A 25,352-nucleotide genomic window follows, 5' to 3' on the forward strand; every position below is an offset into this window, starting at 1 on the left:
TGGGGCGCTGCCCCCGCTGTTGTGGAGGTGATGTATGTGCGAACTGCTCGGGATGAGCGCCAATGTGCCAACCGATATCTGCTTTAGTTTCACCGGGCTGGTGCAGCGCGGTGGGGGAACCGGGCCGCATAAAGACGGCTGGGGCATTACCTTCTACGAAGGCAAAGGCTGTCGCACGTTTAAAGATCCACAACCCAGCTTCAACTCGCCCATTGCCAAACTGGTGCAGGATTACCCGATAAAATCCCACTCGGTTATCGCCCACATTCGTCAGGCAAATCGCGGCGAAGTGGCGTTGGAAAACACGCATCCCTTTACCCGCGAGCTGTGGGGCCGCAACTGGACCTACGCGCATAACGGCCAACTGACGGGCTATAAATCGCTTGAAACGGGCAATTTCCGCCCGGTTGGAGAAACCGACAGCGAAAAAGCGTTTTGCTGGCTGCTGCACAAGCTGACGGAACGCTATCCCCGCACGCCGGGCAACATGGCCGCGGTGTTCAAATACATTGCGTTACTGGCGACAGAATTGCGCGAGAAAGGGGTATTCAACATGCTGTTGTCTGACGGGCGCTACGTGATGGCGTACTGTTCGACGAACCTGTTCTGGATCACCCGCCGTGCGCCGTTTGGTGTGGCCACGCTGCTCGATCAGGATGTGGAGATAGATTTTCAGAAGGAGACCACGCCGAACGATGTGGTCACCGTGATCGCGACGCAGCCGCTGACGGGCAACGAAGCCTGGCAAAAGATTATGCCAGGCGAGTGGGCGTTATTTTGCCTCGGGGACCGTGTAGTTTGACGCCAGCTGTGGGTGGACGACTTCGTGGCTCAGCGGTTTGCTGACCAGATAACGCCCATCCACAACCGAAACAACCGGCGGCTTATGGGTCTGTTCAAAGTAGTCGTAACCCGGCTTCAGCTGTTTCCAGAAATCCGCGTAGTAAGAGTATTTGTGACGCGCCATGTTGGCATCGGTCATGCGGAACGGATAAATGCTCACCTGCACGTTCGGCTGACCAAAGACCAGTGCGCCGGTCACGAACTGGAAAATCTCATCAATGCCCGTATCGGTCATCGCGTAACAGCCGACAGACACGCAGGCACCGTGGATCATCAGGTATTTACCCTCATAACCGTGGGCACGGTCGAAGGCATTCGGGAAACCGATGTTAATCGCTTTATAGAAACGGCTGTCAGGTTTTAGCTGGCTACGCTGAACATTGTAAAACCCTTCCGGACTCTTGAAGTCGCCCTGACGTTGTTTTGGACCAAGGCCCCCTGAATAGTTACAAATCTTATAACTATCAAGCAACTGATACGTCTCGCCCATTTTGACATACAGGTCGAGAGTGCGCTCTTCCTTGAAGATTTGAATATAAACCGGGGATCCCATTAACTGCTGCTTATATTCTTTGCTGATGGGTGTGGTTGAACTGTTGCTGCTGAGCAGCCCGGCAAACGACACACACGGAATCAGAAGCATCGCAATGAATAATGCGATTTTACGCATACTACTTGTTCCTTGATAAAACCATGACCAACTTGCCAGGACGGCAAAAGAGACCCGAAATCAGATTATTCTGGACAGGAGCGCTCACATTATCATCGCTATAGATTTTCGCAATAGCGAAGCTGTTAGTTTACACATTAGTTTTCCTTTATAAAGTGTGCAGACGCCGCTCGTATCACGGACGCTTCTCAATTTGCTTATGTTTACTGTATACTTATCCAGTGATGAGTGAGGGTTTACTATGCGCAAAATAATCCATGTCGATATGGACTGCTTTTTCGCTGCGGTAGAGATGCGTGATAATCCGGCGCTACGGGATATCCCTATCGCGATAGGCGGAAACCGCGTCCAGCGTGGCGTCATCAGTACCGCCAACTATCCTGCGCGCAAATTTGGCGTACGCAGCGCAATGCCTACGGCAATGGCGCTGAAGCTGTGCCCTCATCTCACCCTTTTACCGGGGCGCTTCGACGCCTATAAAGAAGCCTCCGCCCACATACGGGAAATTTTCTCCCGCTATACCTCGCTGATTGAGCCGCTTTCGCTGGACGAAGCCTATCTTGATGTCACTGACAGCCTGCATTGCCACGGCTCAGCCACGCTGATGGCGCAGGAGATCCGCCAGACCATCTCAGACGAGCTAAACCTGACCGCATCGGCAGGCATCGCGCCGGTGAAGTTCCTGGCGAAAATCGCGTCCGATCTCAATAAGCCCAACGGTCAGTACGTCATCACCCCTGAAGAGGTCCCGGCGTTTTTGAAAACCCTGCCGCTCGGTAAAATTCCCGGCGTGGGGAAAGTCTCTGCCGCCAAGCTTGAAAGCATGGGATTACGGACCTGTGAAGACGTGCAGCGCAGCGATCTGGCGATGCTGCTCAAGCGTTTTGGCAAATTTGGCCGCGTGCTGTGGGAGCGCAGCCAGGGGATTGACGATCGCGACGTGAACAGCGAACGGCTGCGTAAATCCGTCGGGGTCGAGCGCACGCTGATAGAAGATATTCACGACTGGTCAGATTGCGAAGCCATTATTACCGATCAGCTCTATCCCGAGCTGGAACGACGTCTGGCAAAGGTGAAACCGGACCTGCTGATTGCCCGTCAGGGCATCAAGCTCAAGTTCAACGATTTCCAGCAGACCACCCAGGAACACGTCTGGCCCCGGCTGAATAAAGACGATCTTATCGCTACGGCGAAAAAAGCGTGGGAAGAGCGGCGGGCAGGGCGAGGGGTTCGGCTGGTGGGGGTGCACGTTACGCTGCTGGATCCGCAGTTGGAGCGGCAACTGGTATTAGGGTTGTAGCGTGTATCAATCGTAGGCCCGGCAAGCGAAGCGCCACCGGGCATCAAACGGCTAATTACTTCGCAGGGATCGCCTTCAGCAGTTCCGTCAGCAGCGTCCAGTAGTGGCCCACGCTTTCGATATGAACCTGCTCATCCGGGGAGTGTGGCCCGGTGATGGTTGGCCCAATGGAAACCATGTCCATGTTCGGGTACGGTTTTTTGAACAGACCGCACTCCAGACCCGCGTGGATCACCTGGATATTCGGCGTGCTGTTGAACAGACGCTGATAGGTTTCACGTACCAGCGCCATCACCGGAGAGGTGGCATCCGGCTGCCAGCCCGGGTAGCTGCCTTTCGCGGAGGTGTTCGCGCCAGCCAGTTTACCCAGAGATTCCAGCATGCTCACGACATACTCTTTACCGCTGTCGATCAGCGAGCGGATCAGGCAGATGATCTCTGCGCTCTCATCGCTCATGGTGACCACGCCCACGTTCAGAGAGGTTTCTACTACGCCTTTCGCGACGTCGGAGTTGCGGATCACGCCGTTTGGCGTGGCGTTCAGCAGTTGAATGAAGCTGTCGCGTGACTGTGCGGTCAGCGCGGCTTTATCTGTAGAGACAGATTCCAGCACCACGTTCAGGTTTTTCTCTTTCTCAGACAGTTCGTTTTTCAGGATATCCAGATAAACGCTGGCGAGCTTTTTCAGCTCGTCTGCTTTTGCCGCAGGCACGGCCACGGTGGCGAAGGCTTCACGCGGGATCGCGTTACGCAGCGTACCGCCGTTGAAATCCACCAGACGCAGATCCAGGTCAGCCGCATGACCTGCCAGGAAGCGCGCCAGCAGTTTGTTGGCATTGCCGAGACCTAAATGAATATCGCCGCCGGAGTGGCCGCCTTTCAGCCCTTTCAGCGTCAGCTTGAAGGTCTCGAAGCCCGCAGGAACGGCTTCGCGGGAGAGCGGGAGGGTAGAGATGAAATCAATCCCGCCCGCACAGCCCATGTAGATCTCACCTTCTTCTTCTGAGTCGGTGTTGATCAGGATGTCAGCCTGCAGCCAGTTCGCCTGTAAGCCAAACGCACCGTCCATGCCCGCTTCTTCGGTCATGGTCAGCAGCACTTCCAGCGGGCCGTGCTCAACGCTGTCGTCTGCCAGCACGGCCAGCGCAGAGGCCATGCCAATACCGTTGTCCGCGCCAAGAGTGGTGCCGCGCGCTTTCACCCAGTCGCCATCGATGTACGGCTGAATAGGATCTTTGGTGAAGTCGTGAACGGTATCGTTGTTTTTCTGTGGAACCATATCCAGGTGCGCCTGCAGCACAACCGGTTTACGGTTTTCCATCCCTGCGGTTGCAGGTTTACGGATCAGGATGTTGCCCACCTGGTCACGCTCGGCGTACAGGCCTTTTTCCTTCGCCCAGCCCATAATGTGTTCGGCTAATTGTTCTTCATGGTAGGACGGGTGCGGAATGGAGCAGATTTTGGCAAAAATATCCCACAGCGGCTGTGGCGATAATTGAGACAGTTCAGACACGATAAGTCTCCTTGTCGGTGCGCTGCAAACAATGATGCAGGACACAGGGTTAGCAGGTTAATAGTTACCACAAGTCGGGCTTGCGAGATGAAACTGAGAATACCACTTTCTCTGGTTGCTGGTAGCATTAAGCATGTAAAAACTCAGGCTCAGGGCGCTAAACACTGGTTTTTAGTGCGTCAGATCTCTATAATCTCGCGCAACCTATTTCCCCCTTGAACACTTTTTAAGCCGTAGATAAACAGGCTGGGACACTTCACATGAGCGAAAAATACGTCGTCACCTGGGACATGTTGCAGATTCACGCACGCAAGCTGGCTGCGCGTCTGATGCCTTCCGAACAGTGGAAAGGCATTATTGCCGTCAGCCGTGGCGGTCTGGTACCGGGGGCGCTGCTGGCACGTGAGCTGGGTATTCGTCATGTCGATACCGTTTGCATCTCCAGCTATGACCACGACAACCAGCGCGAGCTGAAAGTGCTGAAACGCGCAGAAGGCGACGGTGAAGGCTTCATCGTTATCGATGACCTGGTGGATACCGGTGGTACCGCGGTGGCTATCCGCGAAATGTATCCGAAAGCTCACTTCGTGACCATCTTCGCGAAGCCGGCTGGTCGCCCGCTGGTGGATGATTACGTGATTGATATCCCGCAGGATACCTGGATTGAACAGCCATGGGATATGGGTGTGGTCTTTGTACCGCCTATTTCAGGCCGCTAATTCCAGTACGTAACTTTACACGCCCGGCCATGCCGGGCGTTGTTCTTTTTAGCCTCTGCCGCGTTACAATGGTCTCTTAATGACGTATCCATGGAGGCAACGCAATGACGCAGGCGAATCTCACTGAGACTCTTTTCAAACCCCGTTTCAAACATCCTGAGACGTCGACGCTGGTGCGCCGGTTTAACCCTGGCACCATGCCTTCAGTGCAGTCTGCGTTAGACGGCAAAAATGTCCCCCACTGGTATCGCATGATCAACCGCCTGATGTGGATTTGGCGCGGTATCGATCCCCGTGAAATCCTCGAAGTGCAGGCGCGCATCGTGATGAGCGAGGCCGAACGTACCGACAGCGAACTGTACGATACGGTCGTTGGCTATCGCGGCGGCAACTGGATCTATGAGTGGTCTAAACAGGCGATGCTCTGGCAGCAAAAAGCCAGCCAGGAAGAGGATGCCACGCTCAGCGGCCAGCACTGGCTGCACGCCTCAAACCTCTACAGCATTGCCGCCTATCCCCATCTTAAGGGGGATGAGCTGGCCGAGCAGGCTCAGGCGCTGGCCAATCGCGCCTACGAAGAAGCGGCTCAGCGGCTGTCGTGCCGCATGCGCGAGCTTGAATTTACCATCCCCGGCGGAGCGTCCGTAACCGGCTTCCTGCATATGCCGGAAGGCGAGGGGCCATTCCCGACGGTGCTGATGTGCGGCGGCCTCGATTCGCTTCAGATTGATTACTTCAGCCTGTTTGAGCGTTACTTTGCACCAAAAGGGATCGCCATGCTGACGCTGGATATGCCCTCAATTGGCTTCTCAACCAAGTGGAAACTGACGCAGGACTCGAGCCTGCTGCACCAGCATGCGCTGAAAGCGCTGGAAAATATTCCATGGGTTGATCATACCCGCGTGGCAGCCTTTGGTTTTCGCTTCGGGGCCAACGTCGCGGTGCGTCTGGCCTACCTTGAATCCCCCCGCCTGAAAGCGGTCGCCTGTCTTGGCCCGGTCGTCCATGCTCTGCTCAGCGATCCCGTGCGGCAGGGCAGCGTGCCTGAGATGTATCTGGACGTGCTGGCGAGCCGTCTTGGCATGCATGATGCATCAGACGAAGCGTTGCGCGTGGAGCTTAATCGTTACTCCCTTAAAACGCAGGGCTTACTGGGGCGGCGGTGTCCTACGCCGATGCTCTCCGGATTCTGGAAAAACGATCCGTTCAGCCCGGAGGAAGAGTCGCGTTTAATCACCTCGTCATCTTCCGATGGCAAACTGCTTGAGGTGCCATTCAGCCCGGTGTATCAGAATTTTGACAAAGCGTTGAAAGAGATCACGCGCTGGATCGCTCAGAGAGTGTGTTAATAGATTGCTAAATTTTGACGGTTTGGTAAAACAGTGGCTTCACAAAAGGAGATCGTAATGACGTTACCGAGTGGACACCCGAAAAGTAGACTGATTAAGAAGTTCATGGCTCTTGGCCCGTACATTCGAGAAGAGCAGTGTGAAGAGAATCGCTTTTTTTTCGACTGCCTGGCCGTATGCGTCAACGTGAAGCCTGCACCTGAAAGCCGTGAATTCTGGGGCTGGTGGATGGAAATGGAAGCAGAGGAAAAACGTTTCACCTACAGCTACCAGTTTGGTCTGTTTAATAAAGAAGGGAACTGGCAGCCTGCGCCTATCAAAGATCAGGAAGTGATCGATCGTCTGGAGCACACGCTGAAAGAGTACCTTGCCAAAGCAACGGCGCTGCTGGCAACGCTGGACCTGAAGCTGGAACCCGCCGATGATTTCTCAAGCGAAGCGGTTAAGCTGACGGCGTAAGGTCAGGTTGGTCATCCGGGTAAGGCGAAGCCGCCACCGGACAAAAAAAACCGGCATTATGCCGGTTTTTTATTACTGCAAAATCAGAACTGGTACGTCATCCCCAGGGCAACGATATCATCGCTGCTCACGCCCAGTTTATTATCGTCGTCAATCTGGTTGATTTTATAATCAACGAAGGCGGACATATTTTTGTTGAAATAATAGGTCGCGCCCACGTCGATATATTTCACGATATCTTCGTCACCGATCCCTTCGATATCTTTGCCTTTAGACTGAACATAACCAATGGATGGACGCAGACCAAAATCAAACTGGTATTGCGCCACGGCTTCGAAGTTTTGCGCTTTATTGGCAAAGCCGCCTGAAATCGGGGCCATATTACGTGTTTCAGAATAGATGGTCGCCAGGTAAATATCATTACCGTCGTACTTCAGGCCTGTTGCCCAGCCTTCCGCTTTTTTACCTTCGCCGCGCGCCTGCAGGTTTTGCTCGTTGGTACGATCAGAGCTAGCGTAAGCGCCGATGATGGAGAAATCGCTGCCGCCGAAGTCATAGCCCAGAGAGGTGCCGAAGCCGTCGCCGTTCTGTTTTTTAACGTCGCGGTTTTCGTTTTTGCCCTGGTACTGCAGGGTCATATCAAGACCATCGACCAGACCGAAAAAGTCGGTATTACGGTATGTTGCCAAGCCGCTGGAGCGTTTAGTCATGAAGTTATCAGTCTGCGCCAGGCCGTCACCGCCGAACTCCGGGAACATATCGGTCAGGGCTGCGACGTCGTACAGCGCGCCCAGGTTACGGCCGTAGTCGAAAGAACCGAAGTCTTTAATTTTAATCCCCGCGAAAGCAAGACGGGTTTTCTGAGAAGAATCGCTTTCTGCTTTGTTGCCAGCAAATTCTGCTTCCCAGCGGCCATAGCCGGTCAGCTGGTCGTTAATCTGCGTTTCGCCTTTAAAACCGAAACGGACGTAGGTCTGGTCGCCGTCTTTTGCATCATCATCGCTGAGGTAATGCATTGCTTTTACTTTGCCGTACACATCCAGTTTATTTCCGTTCTTATTATAAACTTCTGCTGCGTGAACCGATGCGGAAGCAACAACGCCCATTACCACTAATGCCAGAGTACTCTTGTTCATTTTCAATCCTGAGTGTTATATACGCGCTAAAATTCGCTGGACGATAAGCGCTTGCTTAAGTCCCGTGAAAAAACAGGAAGGGTTTTATCGTTCTCGAATGAACGTTTTATGACAAAGTAAGAATATGTTTAAAAAAGTCAGTTTTATTTTTTCTGTCATATAAGCGTCAAAATCTGCCGTTAGGCTTCCTGATCCCGCGCAACAAAGTGTTCTGCTTTATGCTAAGGCGGTTGGCAACGGGCCTGAGTCCTGTTAAAACGTTCGTTTGACTTCATTTCCCCTTATTGATGAACGGCAGATAATCATGAGTGACAGCCAGACGCTGGTGGTAAAACTCGGTACCAGTGTGTTAACAGGCGGATCGCGCCGCCTTAATCGCGCCCACATTGTTGAGCTTGTACGTCAGTGCGCTCAGCTGCATGCCGCAGGGCATCGTATTGTTATTGTGACTTCCGGGGCGATTGCCGCCGGGCGTGAACACCTGGGCTACCCCGAACTCCCCGCGACGATCGCCTCTAAACAGCTGCTGGCCGCCGTGGGACAAAGCCGACTCATTCAACTCTGGGAACAGCTGTTCTCCATCTACGGTATTCACGTCGGGCAGATGCTGCTGACGCGTGCCGACATGGAAGACAGAGAACGCTTTCTGAACGCGCGCGATACGCTGCGCGCGCTGCTGGACAACAATATTGTTCCGGTTATTAACGAAAACGATGCCGTGGCGACCGCTGAAATCAAAGTGGGCGATAACGATAACCTTTCCGCGCTGGCCGCAATCCTGGCGGGTGCCGATAAGCTCCTGCTTCTGACTGACCAGCAGGGCCTGTTTACTGCCGATCCGCGTTCCAACCCTGAAGCGGAGCTGATTAAAGACGTTCACGGCATCGACGATGCTTTACGCGCCATCGCCGGTGATAGCGTTTCCGGCCTCGGAACCGGCGGAATGGGCACCAAACTTCAGGCGGCTGACGTTGCCTGCCGTGCGGGTATCGACACCATCATCGCTGCGGGCAGCCGCCCGGGCGTTATTGGCGACGTCATGGAAGGGATCTCCGTTGGGACGCGCTTCCACGCGCAGGCGTCACCGCTGGAAAACCGTAAACGCTGGATTTTCGGCGCGCCGCCAGCAGGTGAGCTGACCGTTGATGAAGGGGCCACTGCCGCTATTCTGGAAAGGGGGAGTTCATTACTTCCAAAAGGAATTAAAAGCGTGACAGGCAACTTCTCGCGTGGTGAAGTGATCCGCATCCGTAACCTCGAGGGTCGCGACATCGCCCACGGCGTAAGCCGCTACAACAGCGACGCATTGCGCCGTATTGCGGGCCACCATTCGCAGCAGATCGACGCTATTCTGGGCTATGAATATGGCCCGGTAGCCGTGCATCGCGATGACATGATCATTCGTTAAGGAGCCAGAACATGTTGGAACAAATGGGTGCCGCCGCGAAGGCCGCCTCTTATAAACTGGCGCTCCTTTCCAGCCGTGAGAAAAACCGCGTGCTGGAAAAAATCGCTGATTATCTGGAATCCCAGGCATCCGAGATCCTGCTCGCTAACGAACAGGATTTGCTGGAAGCGCGTCGCAATGGCCTGAGCGAGGCGATGCTCGACCGCCTGGCGCTCAATCCTGCGCGCCTGAAAAGCATTGCCGACGATGTTCGTCAGGTCTGTAATCTGGCCGATCCGGTCGGGCAGGTGATTGACGGCGGGCTGCTCGACAGCGGTTTGCGTCTTGAACGCCGCCGCGTGCCGCTCGGCGTCATCGGCGTGATTTACGAAGCCCGTCCGAACGTCACCGTTGACGTGGCCTCTTTGTGTCTTAAAACCGGTAACGCCGCCATTCTGCGCGGCGGGAAAGAGACCTGGCGCACCAACGCGGCAACGGTGAAGGTCATCCAGCAGGCGCTGGAAGAGTGCGGCTTACCGGCGGGTGCCGTGCAGGCCATTGAAAGCCCGGACCGCGCGCTGGTGAACGAGATGCTGCGCATGGATAAATACATCGACATGCTGATCCCACGCGGTGGCGCAGGGCTGCACAAGCTGTGTCGCGAGCAGTCAACCATCCCGGTGATCACCGGCGGTATCGGCGTGTGTCATATTCTGGTGGATGACACCGCAGAAATTGACCCTGCGCTAAAAATTATCGTTAATGCTAAAACTCAGCGTCCGAGCACCTGCAATACCGTAGAGACGCTGCTGGTGCACCAGGGCATTGCACGCACCTTCCTGCCTGCGCTGAGCCAGCAGATGGCGCAAAGCGGTGTGACACTGCACGCCGATGCCAGTGCGCTGGTGCTGCTGAAGGACGGCCCGGCGAACGTGGTTCCCGTGAAAGCGGAGCAATACGATGATGAGTTTCTGTCGCTGGATCTGAACGTGAAGGTGGTCGCCGATCTCGACGACGCTATTGCGCACATCCGTGAACACGGGACGCAACACTCTGATGCGATCCTGACCCGCACGCTGCGCAACGCGAATCGCTTTGTGAACGAAGTGGATTCTTCAGCCGTGTATGTAAATGCCTCTACGCGATTCACCGACGGCGGCCAGTTTGGCCTGGGCGCGGAAGTGGCCGTGAGCACTCAAAAACTGCATGCGCGCGGCCCGATGGGGCTGGAAGCACTGACCACGTATAAGTGGATAGGCTTCGGCGATGATACCATCCGTGCGTAAATAACGGGCGGGTGATGCAAGTAGCCAATGGATTCCAAAGGCCTTAATGCATCACCCGCGCCATCACCTTTCCTTCTCGTCGCGGCTACGCCTGCAAACGATCCTTCACTCTGTTTTACCCCGTCAAAAGCCGGGTATCAGTGCATAAACAAGGCAATCAGAATAATGATTGGAATAGGAACGCCTAAAAAGAACAGCAATATCGAACGCATGTGAACCTCCCAAATTATCAATAATTATAAGTCACGCTGACGACCACCGAAGGTCGCACACAGGCTGGCGACGAAAGCACCAATCAGCAGTGAGATGAATGTCCAGAGAGTGATGTAGCTGGTGGTTTTCCGCGCTTCGTCAGCGGCCTGCTGGGCCTTGGTTTTGGCCTCTTTCAGCGCGTTCTGCGCTTTTTCGTAAGTAGCAGTCACTCGCTGTTCAGCTTCACTCTGGCTAATGCCCGTTTTCTGAGAAATCAGCTGGGCAACATATTGCTGGTCTTCTTTTGGCAGAGAACCTGTCGTAATACTGTGGGCGAAAATACCGGTGACTTCACCTAACTCCGCAGGGGAAACTTCTTGTTGCGGTGCAGGTCCAGGTGTCTGGGTATTTGTCGATACTGCCGACGTATTCGCGGTGTCAGTATTCATTGTTCTGAATAAAGACTGGATAAAATATTGCGTAGAGGGATCCGAGCCAGAGGTCGCATTTGCAACACCACCCATCGTGGCCGTGGCGGCGCCACCTGCTACCGCACCAATTGCTTTGGCACTTCCGCCGATAATAGAGCCAGCGGTGGTCGTTAATAATATTGCCGAGATAAGTGAAGCCACGGCCCAGGTCAAAAAGCCATGTGCTGTATCGCGGAAATAAACTTCGTTTGAGTGAGTTGCCACCCATTTAGTGCGTAAACGCCCGGCAAGATAGCCACCCATTCCCGATGCTGCTATTTGGGTGAAGGCAAGCCACACGATGGCAGCGATACCTACCGTCGAGGCATCCAGACCATCATTTTCCCAGGGAGAAATAGACGTCAGGCCTAATCCTGCGCCCAGCATAAGTAGAATCATGGAAAGAGAGGCCGCAGCGGCTGCACCTGCAAATATGGCCCCCCATGATACCGCGCTGTTGCTGGCGGCGGGCAGGGATGAATATGTCTCGGGATCCCGACGGAGGGTAGTGGGTTGGTCGTAAATTTGAGTCATATCTGTTGTCCTTTAAATTAACGCTAATCCTGACGCTTCGCGCTGAGAGGGGGAATTATTTGAGCGAAAACAAACGCCTTTGCACCATGAATTAACATAGCGTGATAATAATGGCCGAACCTGATAAATATAAACCGTGGAGTAAACGTCCATATCCAGTAAAAGATATAATTCCTACTGTCTATATGATACTAGTCGTAATTTGCCAGTTAGCTATAAATGCGCATAAAAAATATCACATGGAATTGTAAATATTTGTAATCAATCATCCTGAGCGAAAAGGTATACTCAGCGATAAAATAGAAACACCAATAAAATCAGAAACAACGCATTTGCATAATCCGCGACCCCAGCTATTATTGATATTTGGAACTAAGAGAACGCTATATAGGGATTAATATTGTTTATTCTCTCTCACCCTCGGCTGGACATTCACCTTGTAGATAAGATGCATCTGCAAAAGGGTAACCGACAATTGTTCCCTTTTTACGTATGCGCCCCAAAACAGACCTCAGGGCATGTGGTCTGGCGAGGCTGTTCCTGATCCTGACGCAAAGATGTGCCACCGGGTGGATGAAGCCGAAGGCAAATGTACTTTTTGTGCGTAACGAAAACCCGTGTGATGCAAAAATAGACGTTCGATTCAAAAGGGCATTGACGCATCCCCCGGTTAGATCTACTCTTTCGCCCCGTGGTTACGCTCGTAACCGGCCTCTCAGGGCCGATATAGCTCAGTTGGTAGAGCAGCGCATTCGTAATGCGAAGGTCGTAGGTTCGACTCCTATTATCGGCACCACTCTAACGTCTCCCCAAGTCTACTAAAGTTCACTGAAACCCCTTATACTCTGCGCTTTACAGCCCCTTTTAGTATTTCTACGTCTACTAAAGTTCCCTGAAATCTACGGTAGTTTGGGGGTACTTATGGGGGTATATGCTGTTCGGTCTAGAGGAGGTACCCCCAAGTGAAACTAAACGCCCGGCAGGTGGATGCCGCCAAACCTAAAGATAAGCCTTACAAGCTGGCTGATGGTGGTGGTTTGTATCTCCTGATTAAACCTAATGGCGGCAAATACTGGCGGCTCAAGTATCGTGTAGCCGGCAAAGAGAAGCTGTTAGCGCTTGGTGTGTATCCTGAAGTCACATTGGCCGATGCTCGGGCAAAACGTGAAGAAGCGAAAAGGGGTATCGCTGGGGGTATCGATCCTATGGAAGCGAAACGGGAGGAGAAGATTGCCCGTGAAATTCAGTTAAACAACACCTTCAAAGATATTGCCCTTGAGTGGCACAGCAGCAAACTAAAAAAATGGTCTGCTGGTTATGCTTCAGACATCCTCGAAGCCTTCAATAAAGATGTGTTCCCATACATTGGCAAAAAACCAATAGCAGAAATCAAACCGCTTGAACTGTTGAATGTGCTACGGCGCATTGAAGGGCGCGGCGCTACCGAAAAGGCAAGAAAAGTTAGGCAGCGCTGTGGGGAAGTTTTCCGTTACGCAATAGTCACCGGTCGAGCTGAGTATAACCCCGCCCCGGATCTCACCAGCGCGATGCAAGGGCACGAGTCCAATCATTTTCCTTTCCTCACACCTAAAGAATTGCCTGATTTCTTCAATGCGTTGTCAGGATATTCAGGAAGCGAGTTAGTAGTTTTGGCTGCTCGTTTGCTGATTATCACCGGATTGCGTCCCGGCGAACTCCGTGGGGCATTTTGGGATGAAATCAATATCAGTAAGGCGGTCTGGGAAATACCCGCCTCACGCATGAAAATGCGTCGCCCTCATGTGGTGCCATTGTCCAGGCAAGCTCTTACGCTTATTGGTCAGATCCAAGAGCTAACAGGCAATTACCCGCTTGTGTTCCCAGGCCGTAACGATCCGCGAAAAACAATGAGTGAAGCCAGCATAAACCAAGTCTTTAAGCGGATTGGCTATAACGGAAAAGTCACCGGGCACGGTTTCCGGCACACCATGAGTACCATCCTGCACGAACAGGGCTACAACACCGCGTGGATTGAAACGCAGCTGGCACATGTCGACAAAAACTCTATTCGAGGAACGTACAACCACGCCCAGTATCTGGATGGCCGCCGCGAAATGCTCCAGTGGTATGCCGACTATATGGAGGCCTTGGAAAACGGCGAAAATGTAGTGCATGGAACGTTTGGAAAAAGCGCTTAACTGTATGTATAGACAGTGCTAATTGACAGTAGTAGACTTCAGTAGACGAACAATAATTAGGCATTGTCTAGGCTGATCACCGAAAACCCGCGCACCTCTGCGGGCTGGCAATGCCACCAGATAGAGGACGCGAGGTGGCGTATGCTTAATCCAGCAGTAGAGCTCAAAGCAAAAAAACAGCAGTTTATAAGCATTAGGGAATTGATTGCTCGAATTGAGGCAAAATTCCCTGATATGACAAGGGATCAAATCGCAAATTGGATAATCATTAAACTTGATGAAGAACAAGAATACGCGCCGAGTCTATTAATACAAGACTCTCGTGGAATCACCAGACGACCAACCTTCGGTGATCCTTCTTTTAGTGCTTATGAAATGCTTAGCAGTGTTATGGCAAACCCTACTATGGATGAACCTCCTTACGAGGGATGGACTCCATCTATGACACAAGAAGGCCAAGAGCAAACCTCTAGCTCTTCAGATCTCAATTTTCATGATGATATTCCATTTTAAGGTGATGCTATGAATTCATTTGATTTTATAGGATTTAATCGTTCAGAGATTGAGAAAACGTTAGGCCTTAATCTGCATGATAATTTATTGGAATATAACATTGGGTTAAAGAAAAGTTTACCAAGTTGGCTTGTTCCATATCTTTCAAGAGATAGCATCTCTCTTAGTGACTCTGCACGTTTAATTGTTGGCGCAAATCCAAGAGAAAATATTACAGGTGAAAAATCTCACGAATATGAAGCTTATAAAGAATCTCTCTGGGATGCGATTGATAATTCAAAACTAACCGCAAGGGATATTTCCCACTACGATAACATGGATCATGATCGGCGTGATTGTATGCTCGTGCGTAGTGAGGTTGAAAAATGGGTTACAGAACATAATTTCAACTGGCCTTTACCCTTACAGCAACCAACTGTAAATGAACAAACAAATCAGGTCTATCTAGATCAATGGGGGGAGTTCCCCGGTAAAAACACTGCATTGATGATGATTGCAGGTATGGCTATCGCCCTCGAAAAATCAAGTAAGAGCTATCGAAATGGTGAGCGCCTGAACAAACTGGCAATTGCTCGTGCGGTTGCACAGAACCTGGCTACTCTGGGATATCAAGGGATGGTAGTGACGGAAAAACAGATGACAAACCTCATAAAGGAGGCTTTGGAAGTCACATTTCCAGAAAGCGATGGTTAGCATTTCCAAAGTTAATGTGAACGCGGGTCTCAACTTCCAAAGTCTCGCGTTCATGCTTTAGTCATTTCCAAACGCACTTAAAAAAACGATTTTATGGCCTGTAGGCTATCTGTCATCCCTTCCAACAATCTTATATCGGTTTCCACAATCATAGTTCTAGTTCTGATTAAATTATTCTCGTGAACTTCATTAGACGACACGAGGTATATATGTCTTATTCATTAATTAGATTTGCAGAAGTACAGAAACGAACAGGCTATAGCAAAGCGTGGATCTATCGTCTCCTTAAAGAAAATCGCTTTCCACAATCAGTTAAAATTGGAGCCCGATCTATCGCATTTGTTGAAAGTGAAATTGACGAATGGATAAGCCAGAGGATCGAAGAGCGTGATGCGTTAATTTCCACAAAGCCACAACTGTAACTTAGCCCGGGGAAAACTAATATGACTATCAAAAATGCCCGTGCCGGGCAGGGTCTTGCTCACCCAGAAAACAGCAGTGATGATATTTCGGTCATTAAATTTGAGGCCGCGAAAGTCCGTATTGTTAAGATCAACGGTGAACCGTGGTTCGTTGCAAAAGATGTTTGCGCGGCGCTGGAACTATCCAATTCGCGCATGGCGTTGCAGGCTCTGGATGATGACGAGAGAAATACCGTAACTTTAACTTACGGTATTCGCGGGAACCCAAATCATAGCGCTGTCTCTGAATCTGGTTTCTACAAGCTGATCGCCCGCAGCCGTAAAGCTATTACGCCGGGCACATTCGCCCATCGTTTCAGTAATTGGGTATTTCGCGAGGTTATCCCTTCTATCCGCAAAACTGGCTCTTATGGTGTGCCGTTCGTGTTCCTGAATGACTACAGCCGGCGCATGGCTGCTTATCAGCAGGAGGCCAGCAAACGCGGGTATAAGTTGCAGCAGTGTAAGGCAGTAAAAGAGGCTCTTGTGCGGGAGGAGAGCCAGCTATGGCGTAAGTATCAGCCCGAGCTGTTAGGCGAAGATTGTCATAAGCCGTTTACTGAAGTTCGCCCTTTAACGGATGAAAAAAATTGAGTTCGTGAATAACTTGCGTGCTCTTGCGATGTTGAGCACTCAAAATAAGTTTGTCGCGACAGCTCACTAAACAATTCGAAAAGGTTAATGCCATGAAGAACATTTATGCCCATCTGGGGCAGGGCTTCGCTCACCCCAAAAACTCCTTGCCTTGTTATTCCGCTGAAGGGTATGCTTTAAAAGCACCGGCAAAATCTGGTGCCAGGATTGGCGTCCTGAATGACTGTATGGCGACACATGACGCGCCAAGCGTCTTTTTTTGTGCCGTTGATCCGTCTCACCTATTTTCACGCGTTGTGGTTCAAAACCGCTCTGCTAGCAAAATTATGGTGGGCTGGGTGGGGGCGGAGAAATCCGCGCCGGAGTCCATACAGTCCGGTTACGCCAACCCTGCTCAGTCCACCACCAGTGAAATTGGCGTTTCCGGTGGTGGTTATCTAGACCACTGTATGGAGGCTGCCACATGGCTACTACCCCAACCCAAAAACTGCCCAAGTTCACCTGGCTTTTCCTCGGTACGCCGAAAGACCGGACCTGCACTCCCGTTGTTATCCGCATCGTTGCCGACAGTGAGCAAGAAGCCCGCGAGTTTTATTCCCGCTGGGATCTTATCTTTGCCGCCAAAATTCGCTCTGAATGTTCGCTTTATCAGTACAGCAGCGGCGCGTTTGAACTGGATGTTGCGAAACTGGGAGGTAGCCATGTTTAACCTCCAGACCTTGACAGCTAAAGCCCGCGAGCTGCGCGGCAACGTGGTAAGAGCTACTACCACGAAAGGTACCCGCACCATGACCCCCGTTTACGAACGGGAAGAGCAGCGCAAACTGCGCGAACGCATCCAGCAGACCCAGCCAGAATGGGTTTTACTCTGGTGGGATATTGCTACCGTTACCGGCTGGCGTACCAGCGACGTGTGCAACTTCCGTTACTCCTGCATCAACTGGGAAACCGGCATAGCAACAATCATCGTGGCGAAGCAGACCAAAGCAGCGGAAGCCAGAGCGACCCGGAAGGGGATCGAGATTGTTCGCCAGCAGCGCAAGGACGCTGCCCGGCTTGCTGGCGATCACATTGGGTACATGCACTGGGATAGCGTGAGCTGCGACGAGCTGGCCGCCGGCATGACGGAAGAAGAACAGGCGATCGTGTTTGAGCTGGTGGCAAAGGCTGAAGTGAAGCACGACACCAAACAGCTGCCGCCGGGCATCATCAAACGACTGCAGGAACGCATGGAGCGCAATCTTATCGGTGACGACCTGGTATTTTCCCGCAGCCAGATTGAAAGTAACCGTTGCCAGTCTCTGGAAGGTAGCGTGAGCCGCCAGACGATCTGGAAGAAACTGCACAACGTAATGCTGTGGTTTACCCGCGTGGTAAACACGCGTCTGCGCCTGAGTGCCTATTCCAGCCGCAAGATTGCCGCCTTTAATCTCATGTCCGCCGGCGGCGAACAGGGCTTGCTGGTCGCCTCTGAAATGCTCGGGCACAGTAACCCGGCAATCACCCGAACTTACCTCCAGTTAGGCAGTAAGGCCTCCGCCATTCAATCCCGTCTGGCCATGGAGGTATCTGTATGAAAATGGTTATCCAATTTTGCCGTCTCGGTGCTTTTCTCGATCACGTATCTGAGCAATTAAATAGCGCGCGATATTGTTTTGCCCGCCAGTCATTAAGGGACGGGGAGGAGAAATTATGACTCCTGTTTACGATCTGGTTCGCCGGGCCGACGGCAAAAACGTTTTCAGTTTCCCGGCCGGCGGCCGCTATCTGGTGGACACGTCAAACGGTCTTCAGTCGATGCGCCCCCTTATGGACGACGAGATCATTTTTACGGTGGAGAGTGCCGCGCGCTTTCTGAAGAAAATTGGTTATCAGGTAATCCCGCCAGCGGCGTGAGGTAAAAAATTATGACGATTAAAAAATCCGGCTTAGCTGCTGGTGGCCGCGCTCACCCTGAAATCAGGCCGGGCGATAAATGGAAGGACGGGCGGGGCAACATCGTAATTATCGAAAGTTACCGATTCGACAGAGTGACATATTGCCGCGAGGGGTACAGCTCACCGTGTTTTTGCACGCCAGAAAGACTGGTGCGGGAATTTGAATTTGTATCTTCCGCGCCGGTCGCTGGCGAAAAAGATATCGACCGAATTATGCGGGTGCAGGGCATCGAACGAATTCGGGTTATGCGGGAAATCATCAGGGAGCGAGGGAACAGAAAATGAAGAATGCACCAAACCTTAAAAAGCAGCCGGCGGATCTCATGGAGGAGTCAATTATCTTTGCCGGCGCTGATGCCTGGACGTTCGCCAAAGCATGGCAGGAAATGAACCCGATTGGTGACACCGTGCCGCCGGTCGTGCTGGATAAAAAGCAGCTGGCGGAGCTGGAGAATATCCGGATTGTGGATGATGGCCGGCTCTATGCCCGGGTATGCCGCGGCGGGCATCTGACCGAACGGCAGATTACCATTCTCGCGACAAAGCTGGCGGTGGCCGGCGTGGAGCGCGCGCAATTCTACTCTGAAGGTTATCAGCTTCTGGAGGACTGGACGCCGCAGCTGCCTCGCCTGAAAGCCGATGCGGAAGCCGGCAAAAGCATGGTGATCGGCAAACCGCTGACGGATGTAAACCTCCGCGACCTAGCTGATAACGAAAAGGCGCTCATACTGGCCGCGCGTTACACCGGCATTGCAATCAACGAAAACAGCGAAGTTGTGTACGTCTACCGCGCCGGCATCTGGGAGAAAACGTCACTGCTCGAACTGAGCCGCGAAATGGTGGCTATCTACAACGAGAACAAAACCAACTTCAGCAAGCGCGCGATCAACAACGTTATCGACGCCCTGAAAATCGTTATCCCGGTAATGGGGGAGCCGCGGCGCAGCCTGATCCCCTTTGCTAATGGCGTCTACGATATGGAAACCGGCGTTTTCTACGAACACAGCCAGGATAACTGGCTGACCAACCATAACGGCGTGACCTATACGCCGGCGGTGCCGGGCGAAAACCTCCGCGACCACGCGCCGAACTTCCATAAGTGGCTAAGTTACGCATCAGATAGAGACGCAATTAAGATGCAGCGTATCGCTGCGGCGCTCTTTATGGTGCTGGCGAACCGGTACGACTGGCAGTTGTTCCTCGAGATAACCGGGGAGGGCGGCAGCGGGAAAAGCGTCTTTACCCACATCGCCACGATGCTGTCCGGCGCGCATAACACCGCCAGCGGGAATATGGCGGCGCTCGACAGCGCGCGCGGGCGGGCGCAGTTCGTCGGCAAGAGCATGATAACCCTTCCTGACCAGCCCAAATATTCAGGAGAGGGCACCGGTATAAAGGCTATCACCGGCGGGGATGCGGTCGAGATCGACCCGAAGCACGAGCACCAGTACACCGCCGTTCTGCGGGCGGTGGTTGTGGCCACGAACAACACGCCGATGATTTTCACCGAACGTGCCGGCGGCGTTTCCCGGCGCCGCGTAATTTTCCAGTTTAACCGGCGCGTCAGCGAAGAGGATAAGGATCCCGACCTGGCAGAAAAGATATCCGCTGAAATCCCGGTGGTTGTTCGCCGGCTGCTGGCGAACTTTGCGAACCCGGAAAAAGCGCGGGCGCTTCTGCTGGAGCAACGGAACAGCGAAGAGGCATTAGAGGTGAAACAGAAAACGGATCCGCTTTATGCCTTCTGCGCGCATCTGGAGCGGCTGGCTGATTGTGCGGGAATGATGGTCGGAAACCGCAATCCGCCTCACTATCCGCGAATTTATCTCTATCACGCATATCTGGCATTCCTGGAGGCCAACGGTTTCGACAAGCCGCTGACGCTGAATAAATTCGCAGAGGGGATGGAAAGCGCGATGAGGGAGTTTAATCACGAGTACCGTAAGGAACGGAGAGCCCGTGGCATGGTGACTAACGTCGAACTTTCGGAAAGTGCGGAAGACTGGTTACCTCAGACGCATCCTGTAGCCGGTCATAAAGAATGAAGTTCAGATAAATATGGAGAAAGGTATACATGGTATACATCGAGAGAATAATTTATATATAAATCAGTGAAATAAGCCATGTATACCTTGTTTTCAGGTATACACAGGGTGTACATGGTGTTCATTCTCACATTAATCATCTGATGGTTTATTAAACAGAATGATGTATACCGTGTAGACCTGAAATCCCAAAATGTAGGCTGGTATTCATGGATTAATATATTGTTTTATAAGTATTTTGTTGCCTTTGTGAACACCATGTATACCTTGAGGGCAAATTCTTTAAAACGCATCCACTCTTTTCACGTTGTGCACCCCTGCAATTTCATTAACATCGTTTCATAAATCGCAATTAATTATTTGATTGTTGCGATTAATGGAACTTCAACGGTCGCTATTAAAGGGGGCATCATGAGCAAGGTTAACGTTAAGCCCGTTTTGCTGAATGGGGAGCAGATTCAGGCTCTGAAAACCATTCAGGAGAGGGAGCGCCAGAAGTCGGGCATGGGGATCGCGCCGTCAATCCATGCTGTTGCGCGCAAGGTATTTGATGCAGGGCTATCAAAAATGGAGGCTGGCCAGTGAGCTACTCAATCAAAATAGGGAAACATAGCATCGAGCTGGCAGGTTATGCCGGTAAGGTTGTTGCGCCGAATACTCAGATGGCCGCTTTATTCCGTGGTATGGCGGGCGAACTCACCAGCCTGAGGACAACGGCGCAGCAGGCCGAAGCTGAGGCGGATTTGCTGGACGTTATCCGCAACGATCCGGATCTGAACGAACAGGCAAAAAACCGCAGGGCAGGTGAAGCCCGGAACCCGGACACGCTCAAAGACTTTACCCGCGGGGCGGCAGCCGTAAGCGAGCAGGCCGCAAACATTCTCGATTACCTGAAGAACAAGCTCGCGCCGGTTAATCCACTGGCAACTGATGATGTTCAGGGATTCATGCGTGACAGTGAAATGCGCCAGGCATTCGCCCGACTGGATCGCCGCAGCCAGGAAAAAATGCTGCTGTCGATGCACAGTGGAAAGCATCAGGAGCTGGCGGACGCTTTACTAAGGGCGCACGCAGTGTGTTCTGGACTCGATACGGAACAGCTAAAACGTCTCGGCTTCTCCCGTATCGCATCGGAGAACGGGCAGGTGATTAGCGCGGTTGCCGAGCTGGTTGATGCGGTAAGGAAGGACGTCGCACAAATTACAGCTGTCCGAACCTGGTATAACAATCTCGTTTACGGGAAGAACGACGATCCATCAGAAGTTCTGCCCCGCATGACCGGCCTTGATCAGTTAAGCGAACATGTCAGCGCGATGCTCAAAGGCAGCCAGCGGCAGACACATTCAGAAGAGAAGCAGGCCGCCTGAGGGCGGCTTTTTTCTGCCCGGAGGGAAACATCACGATGCTATTAAGTAAATCAGCCTACGCCAGGCATATGGGCGTCAGCCGGCAAACAGTTTACGGCTGGATAGCCCGCGGTGAAATTGTAATTTCAGGCGATAAAGTGGATGTCGAAGCATCGCAGGCTAAACAAAATTCTGCTGGTGCTGGTGCTGGTGCTGGTGCTGGTGCTGGTGCTGGTGCTGGTGCTGGTGATCGTCACAATGCAATGACGTGGGCGCAGGCCGCCGCGTGGGTATGGGGGCATGACAGCGGTAAAGAGCTGCCGGCTGATATTAATGCTGGACAGCGAATAAAGGCAGCAGCCGCTGAGCTGGGTTTTGATGTTCAGCACGAGCCCGATGAACAATTGCTGATTCTCTTCCGGCCGGATGAAGAAACCCACTGCTTCTATGGCAAAGACCGTGCAGCAGGCGCTTTACGGTTTCTTCGTTCTGAGCTGGCCTACGTTGCCACAATGCACCCCGATACGCCGGATGACTGGAGCAAAATAAGATTAAGGGCGCTCTGCCTGCTGGACGGCGAAAAACTGTAAACCCCCCAGCCCCTCAAACTTGACACTTTTTCACGAGAAACTGGGAAAAGTGTCAACCCAACCTAACGGATCCTGACGCCTACGAACAGCAGCTACAGCAGAAGTGTAAAGGGCTGGCGTTGAGATTTGTTGAGCCTTGGCTGTTAACTTTTGTTAATCCTGATGCGAAGCAGGGCAGGTGTCAGCCTGTTATGGTTTGTTATGCCTTACTAGGGAAAACTAGGGGGAAGTGTCAACTGCTACCGCTTCAGAAAACTTCAGGTACACGAACTCGTGAAGGGGAGGTGTTAAGCACTCCCCCTTTGCAATCATCCTCGAGCCTCTTTCAGATCGCTGTTCTGGTTTGCCCGGACGCTGGCGTTCAGATTGAGTTGTCAAAAGTTGTCACCCACCGGCAGCGCCAGCGGGGATTTTTGGCAGAACGCGCTCTAAGTTACAGTTGCTTCAAACAGTTATCATTACTGAAGTTAGAGCAAGATTGGCTCTTTTACTACTAATCGATAAGCCAGATGAACTGATTTATGCAGTGTAACTGAGATTAAAGCGGATAAAAGTTTAAGACCTAATGCACAACTTTTATCGTAAAAAGTTGCGTCTTAAGCATCAAAATGTGATTAGCTGATGTAGAAGGCTAGTTAGTAGAATTGTATGCACTTGAAAATGTTGCTTTGTGTTAAATCAATTACAGAAATTGTTCTTAGGAGAACGATAGATGAAACTTAGTGAGTTCATGGGATCATACGTAAATCATCCAGTTGTGTTTGTTGGTGCAGGTTTCAGTCGCCGATATTTAACTGGTACGTACTCATGGCCTGAACTGTTAAAAAAAATTGTTTATGAAATGAAAGGCAGCTATGACTTCTATTTTGATTCGGCTGGTAGGAATGCAAATTCATTGGGAGAGGTTGATCTTCCAAAGGTGGCAAGTGAAATAGAAATTGAATTTAACAGATTATTAGAGTCAGATAGGAACGGGAAATTTAAATCCATAAATGACCGATACTATGAATATGCTGCTTCTGGAAACTACTCGGCTAGTCGAATAAAAATATTTATATCTGAGCTTGTTGATCTCCATGAAACAAACAATAATGAAAGTTATGCAACAGAAATGGAGTTATTTGCTAAGGCTAGTAGAAATATAGGGTCCATTATCACAACAAATTATGATAGATTCATTGAGACTCTAATTGGTTTTAAACCTATTATTGGTAACGATATTTTATTAAGCAACCCTTACGGGTCTGTTTATAAAATACATGGCTGTGTATCTCATCCAGAGTCAATTGTAATCTCTGAATCGGATTATGAAAGATTTCGCGTTAGCAATCATTTAATTAGGGCTCAATTAATTTCATTATTCATTCACAACCCAATTATTTTCATCGGTTATAGTATTAGCGATGAAAATATTAGAGATATATTAAAAACTATTTTCTCGTACATTTCAAAGGATTCTGATTTGGCAGATAAAGTCAGAAAGAATTTCCTTTTGATAGAACGTGAAGAAGGTAGTGACTCTCTAGAAGTTTTAGAACATGACGTAGTTATTGAAAATATCGGCAATATAAAAATTAATAAAATAAAAACTGATAACTTCAGTGGTGTTTTTGAAGAGTTGGTAGGGCTTAAACTTCCTGTTTCATCTATGGATATTAGGAAAGTTGAAAGTGTAATGAGAAAAATTAAAGAAGGAGGTTCTGTAAAAGTAAAAATTGTAGGTGATTTGGATAGTTTATCTAATGATGAATTAGTTATGGCAGTTGGTTCAGTTCAGAAAATTACATATCATTACCAATCAGCTTCAGAAATGGTTATGAATTACTTTGATATAATGGATTCAAGAAATGATGCTCTAATATTGTTGTTGAATAAAATAAAAGTTTCGCGTAATCAGTACTTTACCGCTCGTGGTTTTTCTACCATTTGTAACGAAATTCAAGGTATTGAAGATCTAAAAGAGAACCAAGAAAGGAACTTAAATACTTATTTTGACTCAATTGATCCTTCAGAGAAAATTGATTGCGATACAGTTGATGAAATACTTGCTTTAGGATTTAAAACTTATAAAACTGTGCGCATTCTTTTCTACAATATTTACGTGGATAATATTAATTTAGATAATGTGGCCGATTATCTGCGAGAGGGCGTAGCACTTGAAATTCTACCTTCAGACTATAAAAGACTAGTTAGTTTGTACGATTATAAGCGCTATCCTGACGAGATGTTTTTGTAATGATTAATTAAATCCTTTAAGTTTCGAGATAATGATTTTATTACAATGATATAATTTATACTTACAAAATTTTGAGGGTGGTATGAATATTTTTTCATTTGATTGCTTCGATCTTCGAGTTGTCCTTAATCCGCATAATTTTTACGTAGGGCAAGCAAAATCTAGACTTTTATCACAATTTTCAGATCTTAGTGCTGAATGTGACCTGGAAGAGGAAAGATATCTCGAACGTACGGCTAAAAACTTTGACCCTGAAAGAGATGATCCAGCAGAGGCTTGCGAAAATGCGACACAAATAGGTATAGCACATATGCATTCATTGATGGATATGAAAAATACTGTCACTCTAGCTATGAATGCTGGAATGTACCACAGGTTCGATAAACAGTTACGTGATTTAATTCTTCGAGAATTTCGTCATTGGAATAAGTTAAAAGCTATAAAAGATATTGTCTGGCGTACTAGTTTTGAGCGAATTATAGAATTGATGGAGTGGATAGGTTTCGATGTGAAAAATAAACCATATTTTCATCTACTAGATGCCTGCCGCCTTGTTGTAAATGTATATAAACATGGAGATGGGGTGGGTCATGAGACCCTGTTGCAACGGTATCCAAAGTATTACCAGCAATTATTTGGAGAAGCTTTAACTAGCCATGAGAATCTACAAATAACAGAATCCGATTTTGACGAGTTCAGTTCAGCAATAGTAATGTTCTGGCAAGATCTTCAACAACATTGCCAAAGCGAACTAGCCTTAGGTATCAATCCAACATGGTGGCCTGAAAAGGCTATTAACAAAGATGTTAGACGAAATTGCTAACGTTTTTTGCTAGTAATATAAAGTTCACTGCATAAAAAACATTCAAAAAATCTTTAGAAGTGAACACATGGGGGTATCT

The 25,352-nt window shown here is 50.4% G+C and carries 26 protein-coding genes, 1 tRNA gene and 1 pseudogene; 24 read left to right on the forward strand and 4 right to left on the reverse strand.

Features of this window, described 5'->3' with window-relative positions:
• The first annotated feature begins 34 nt into the window (after nucleotides 1–34).
• The gene (locus QLG21_RS05185; protein ID WP_006176791.1) at nucleotides 35–802 is read left to right on the forward strand and encodes a class II glutamine amidotransferase; all 768 of its coding nucleotides are present in this window, start codon (nucleotides 35–37) and stop codon (nucleotides 800–802) included.
• Here QLG21_RS05185 and dpaA read toward each other — a convergent pair.
• The gene (dpaA, locus tag QLG21_RS05190; protein ID WP_006176792.1) at nucleotides 773–1,513 is read right to left on the reverse strand and encodes a peptidoglycan meso-diaminopimelic acid protein amidase; all 741 of its coding nucleotides are present in this window, start codon (nucleotides 1,511–1,513) and stop codon (nucleotides 773–775) included. The genes QLG21_RS05185 and dpaA overlap by 30 nt on opposite strands.
• 241 nt (nucleotides 1,514–1,754) lie before the next feature.
• Between dpaA and dinB the strand changes: the two genes are divergently transcribed.
• Nucleotides 1,755–2,813 (forward strand): DNA polymerase IV, encoded by a 1,059-nt coding sequence (gene dinB, locus QLG21_RS05195; RefSeq protein ID WP_282483999.1) that lies wholly within the window; start codon nucleotides 1,755–1,757, stop codon nucleotides 2,811–2,813.
• A gap of 55 nt (nucleotides 2,814–2,868) precedes the next feature.
• On the opposite strand, the gene pepD is transcribed toward dinB, so the two are convergent.
• Nucleotides 2,869–4,326, reverse strand: coding sequence for a cytosol nonspecific dipeptidase (gene pepD, locus QLG21_RS05200; RefSeq protein ID WP_282484000.1), 1,458 nt, complete (start codon nucleotides 4,324–4,326; stop codon nucleotides 2,869–2,871).
• A 260-nt stretch (nucleotides 4,327–4,586) separates the two neighbouring features.
• On the opposite strand from pepD, the gene gpt reads away from it, so the two are divergent.
• The 3 genes from gpt (at nucleotide 4,587) to crl (ending at nucleotide 6,853) form a co-directional block, all read left to right on the forward strand.
• Nucleotides 4,587–5,045, forward strand: a complete 459-nt coding sequence (gpt, locus tag QLG21_RS05205) for a xanthine phosphoribosyltransferase (RefSeq protein WP_003863205.1) — start codon at nucleotides 4,587–4,589, stop codon at nucleotides 5,043–5,045.
• Between the two features lie 104 nt (nucleotides 5,046–5,149).
• The gene (gene frsA, locus QLG21_RS05210; protein WP_202561720.1) at nucleotides 5,150–6,394 is read left to right on the forward strand and encodes an esterase FrsA; all 1,245 of its coding nucleotides are present in this window, start codon (nucleotides 5,150–5,152) and stop codon (nucleotides 6,392–6,394) included.
• A gap of 57 nt (nucleotides 6,395–6,451) precedes the next feature.
• Nucleotides 6,452–6,853 (forward strand): sigma factor-binding protein Crl, encoded by a 402-nt coding sequence (gene crl / locus QLG21_RS05215; protein ID WP_006176796.1) that lies wholly within the window; start codon nucleotides 6,452–6,454, stop codon nucleotides 6,851–6,853.
• An 83-nt stretch (nucleotides 6,854–6,936) separates the two neighbouring features.
• Here the strand turns inward: crl and phoE are convergent, their stop codons facing one another.
• Nucleotides 6,937–7,989: a phosphoporin PhoE gene (gene phoE, locus QLG21_RS05220; RefSeq protein ID WP_006176797.1), complete on the reverse strand. Its 1,053-nt coding sequence runs from the start codon at nucleotides 7,987–7,989 to the stop codon at nucleotides 6,937–6,939.
• A 304-nt stretch (nucleotides 7,990–8,293) separates the two neighbouring features.
• Between phoE and proB the strand changes: the two genes are divergently transcribed.
• Both proB and proA read left to right on the forward strand, forming a co-directional pair.
• Nucleotides 8,294–9,397 (forward strand): glutamate 5-kinase, encoded by a 1,104-nt coding sequence (proB, locus tag QLG21_RS05225; protein ID WP_006176799.1) that lies wholly within the window; start codon nucleotides 8,294–8,296, stop codon nucleotides 9,395–9,397.
• 11 nt (nucleotides 9,398–9,408) lie between these two features.
• Complete coding sequence (gene proA, locus QLG21_RS05230; protein WP_282484001.1) at nucleotides 9,409–10,662, forward strand: glutamate-5-semialdehyde dehydrogenase; 1,254 nt, start codon at nucleotides 9,409–9,411, stop codon at nucleotides 10,660–10,662.
• Nucleotides 10,663–10,898: 236 nt separating this feature from the next.
• Here proA and QLG21_RS05235 read toward each other — a convergent pair whose 3' ends face one another.
• The gene (locus tag QLG21_RS05235; RefSeq protein ID WP_006176802.1) at nucleotides 10,899–11,858 is read right to left on the reverse strand and encodes a hypothetical protein; all 960 of its coding nucleotides are present in this window, start codon (nucleotides 11,856–11,858) and stop codon (nucleotides 10,899–10,901) included.
• A 720-nt stretch (nucleotides 11,859–12,578) separates the two neighbouring features.
• Here QLG21_RS05235 and QLG21_RS05240 point away from each other — a divergent pair.
• The 17 genes and pseudogenes from QLG21_RS05240 to QLG21_RS05320 all read left to right on the forward strand — a co-directional run bounded on the left by QLG21_RS05240 (nucleotide 12,579) and on the right by QLG21_RS05320 (nucleotide 25,273).
• A tRNA-Thr gene (locus tag QLG21_RS05240) sits at nucleotides 12,579–12,654 on the forward strand.
• Nucleotides 12,655–12,820: 166 nt separating this feature from the next.
• The gene (locus tag QLG21_RS05245; RefSeq protein WP_020686322.1) at nucleotides 12,821–14,035 is read left to right on the forward strand and encodes an integrase arm-type DNA-binding domain-containing protein; all 1,215 of its coding nucleotides are present in this window, start codon (nucleotides 12,821–12,823) and stop codon (nucleotides 14,033–14,035) included.
• A gap of 141 nt (nucleotides 14,036–14,176) precedes the next feature.
• Nucleotides 14,177–14,548, forward strand: a complete 372-nt coding sequence (locus tag QLG21_RS05250) for a hypothetical protein (protein WP_006809974.1) — start codon at nucleotides 14,177–14,179, stop codon at nucleotides 14,546–14,548.
• 9 nt (nucleotides 14,549–14,557) lie between these two features.
• Nucleotides 14,558–15,241: a hypothetical protein gene (locus tag QLG21_RS05255; RefSeq protein ID WP_282484002.1), complete on the forward strand. Its 684-nt coding sequence runs from the start codon at nucleotides 14,558–14,560 to the stop codon at nucleotides 15,239–15,241.
• A gap of 209 nt (nucleotides 15,242–15,450) precedes the next feature.
• Nucleotides 15,451–15,663, forward strand: coding sequence for an AlpA family transcriptional regulator (locus QLG21_RS05260; protein ID WP_074143186.1), 213 nt, complete (start codon nucleotides 15,451–15,453; stop codon nucleotides 15,661–15,663).
• A 21-nt stretch (nucleotides 15,664–15,684) separates the two neighbouring features.
• Entirely contained in the window at nucleotides 15,685–16,296 is a 612-nt protein-coding gene (locus tag QLG21_RS05265) for a BRO family protein (RefSeq protein ID WP_282484003.1), read from the forward strand.
• Nucleotides 16,297–16,523: 227 nt separating this feature from the next.
• A pseudogene (locus tag QLG21_RS05270) lies at nucleotides 16,524–16,712 on the forward strand (ash family protein); the annotation flags it as partial.
• Between the two features lie 47 nt (nucleotides 16,713–16,759).
• Nucleotides 16,760–17,005: a host cell division inhibitor Icd-like protein gene (locus tag QLG21_RS05275; RefSeq protein WP_089591343.1), complete on the forward strand. Its 246-nt coding sequence runs from the start codon at nucleotides 16,760–16,762 to the stop codon at nucleotides 17,003–17,005.
• Complete coding sequence (locus QLG21_RS05280) at nucleotides 16,998–17,873, forward strand: tyrosine-type recombinase/integrase (RefSeq protein ID WP_282484069.1); 876 nt, start codon at nucleotides 16,998–17,000, stop codon at nucleotides 17,871–17,873. The genes QLG21_RS05275 and QLG21_RS05280 overlap by 8 nt, the downstream gene beginning before the upstream one ends.
• A gap of 115 nt (nucleotides 17,874–17,988) precedes the next feature.
• The gene (locus tag QLG21_RS05285; protein ID WP_014830796.1) at nucleotides 17,989–18,192 is read left to right on the forward strand and encodes a hypothetical protein; all 204 of its coding nucleotides are present in this window, start codon (nucleotides 17,989–17,991) and stop codon (nucleotides 18,190–18,192) included.
• Between the two features lie 11 nt (nucleotides 18,193–18,203).
• Nucleotides 18,204–18,518 carry a DUF4222 domain-containing protein gene (locus QLG21_RS05290; RefSeq protein WP_282484004.1) on the forward strand — a complete coding sequence of 105 codons (315 nt, stop codon included), beginning with the start codon at nucleotides 18,204–18,206 and terminating at the stop codon, nucleotides 18,516–18,518.
• Entirely contained in the window at nucleotides 18,515–20,278 is a 1,764-nt protein-coding gene (locus tag QLG21_RS05295) for a primase-like DNA-binding domain-containing protein (protein ID WP_282484005.1), read from the forward strand. The genes QLG21_RS05290 and QLG21_RS05295 overlap by 4 nt, the downstream gene beginning before the upstream one ends.
• Nucleotides 20,279–20,689: 411 nt before the next feature.
• Nucleotides 20,690–20,863: a hypothetical protein gene (locus QLG21_RS05300; protein ID WP_014830800.1), complete on the forward strand. Its 174-nt coding sequence runs from the start codon at nucleotides 20,690–20,692 to the stop codon at nucleotides 20,861–20,863.
• A complete protein-coding gene (locus tag QLG21_RS05305) occupies nucleotides 20,860–21,645 on the forward strand; it encodes a hypothetical protein (RefSeq protein ID WP_282484006.1) in 786 nt (261 codons plus the stop codon). Before QLG21_RS05300 ends, QLG21_RS05305 begins: the two co-directional genes overlap by 4 nt.
• A gap of 242 nt (nucleotides 21,646–21,887) precedes the next feature.
• On the forward strand, nucleotides 21,888–22,214 hold the full coding sequence (locus QLG21_RS05310; protein WP_282484007.1) for a hypothetical protein: 327 nt from the start codon (nucleotides 21,888–21,890) through the stop codon (nucleotides 22,212–22,214).
• A 712-nt stretch (nucleotides 22,215–22,926) separates the two neighbouring features.
• The gene (locus QLG21_RS05315; protein ID WP_282484008.1) at nucleotides 22,927–24,450 is read left to right on the forward strand and encodes an SIR2 family protein; all 1,524 of its coding nucleotides are present in this window, start codon (nucleotides 22,927–22,929) and stop codon (nucleotides 24,448–24,450) included.
• 82 nt (nucleotides 24,451–24,532) lie between these two features.
• Nucleotides 24,533–25,273, forward strand: a complete 741-nt coding sequence (locus QLG21_RS05320; protein WP_282484009.1) for a hypothetical protein — start codon at nucleotides 24,533–24,535, stop codon at nucleotides 25,271–25,273.
• Nucleotides 25,274–25,352 lie beyond the last annotated feature (79 nt).

Source organism: Enterobacter sp. V87_3, from assembly GCF_029967835.1.
Taxonomy (GTDB): Bacteria; Pseudomonadota; Gammaproteobacteria; order Enterobacterales; family Enterobacteriaceae; genus Enterobacter; species Enterobacter cancerogenus.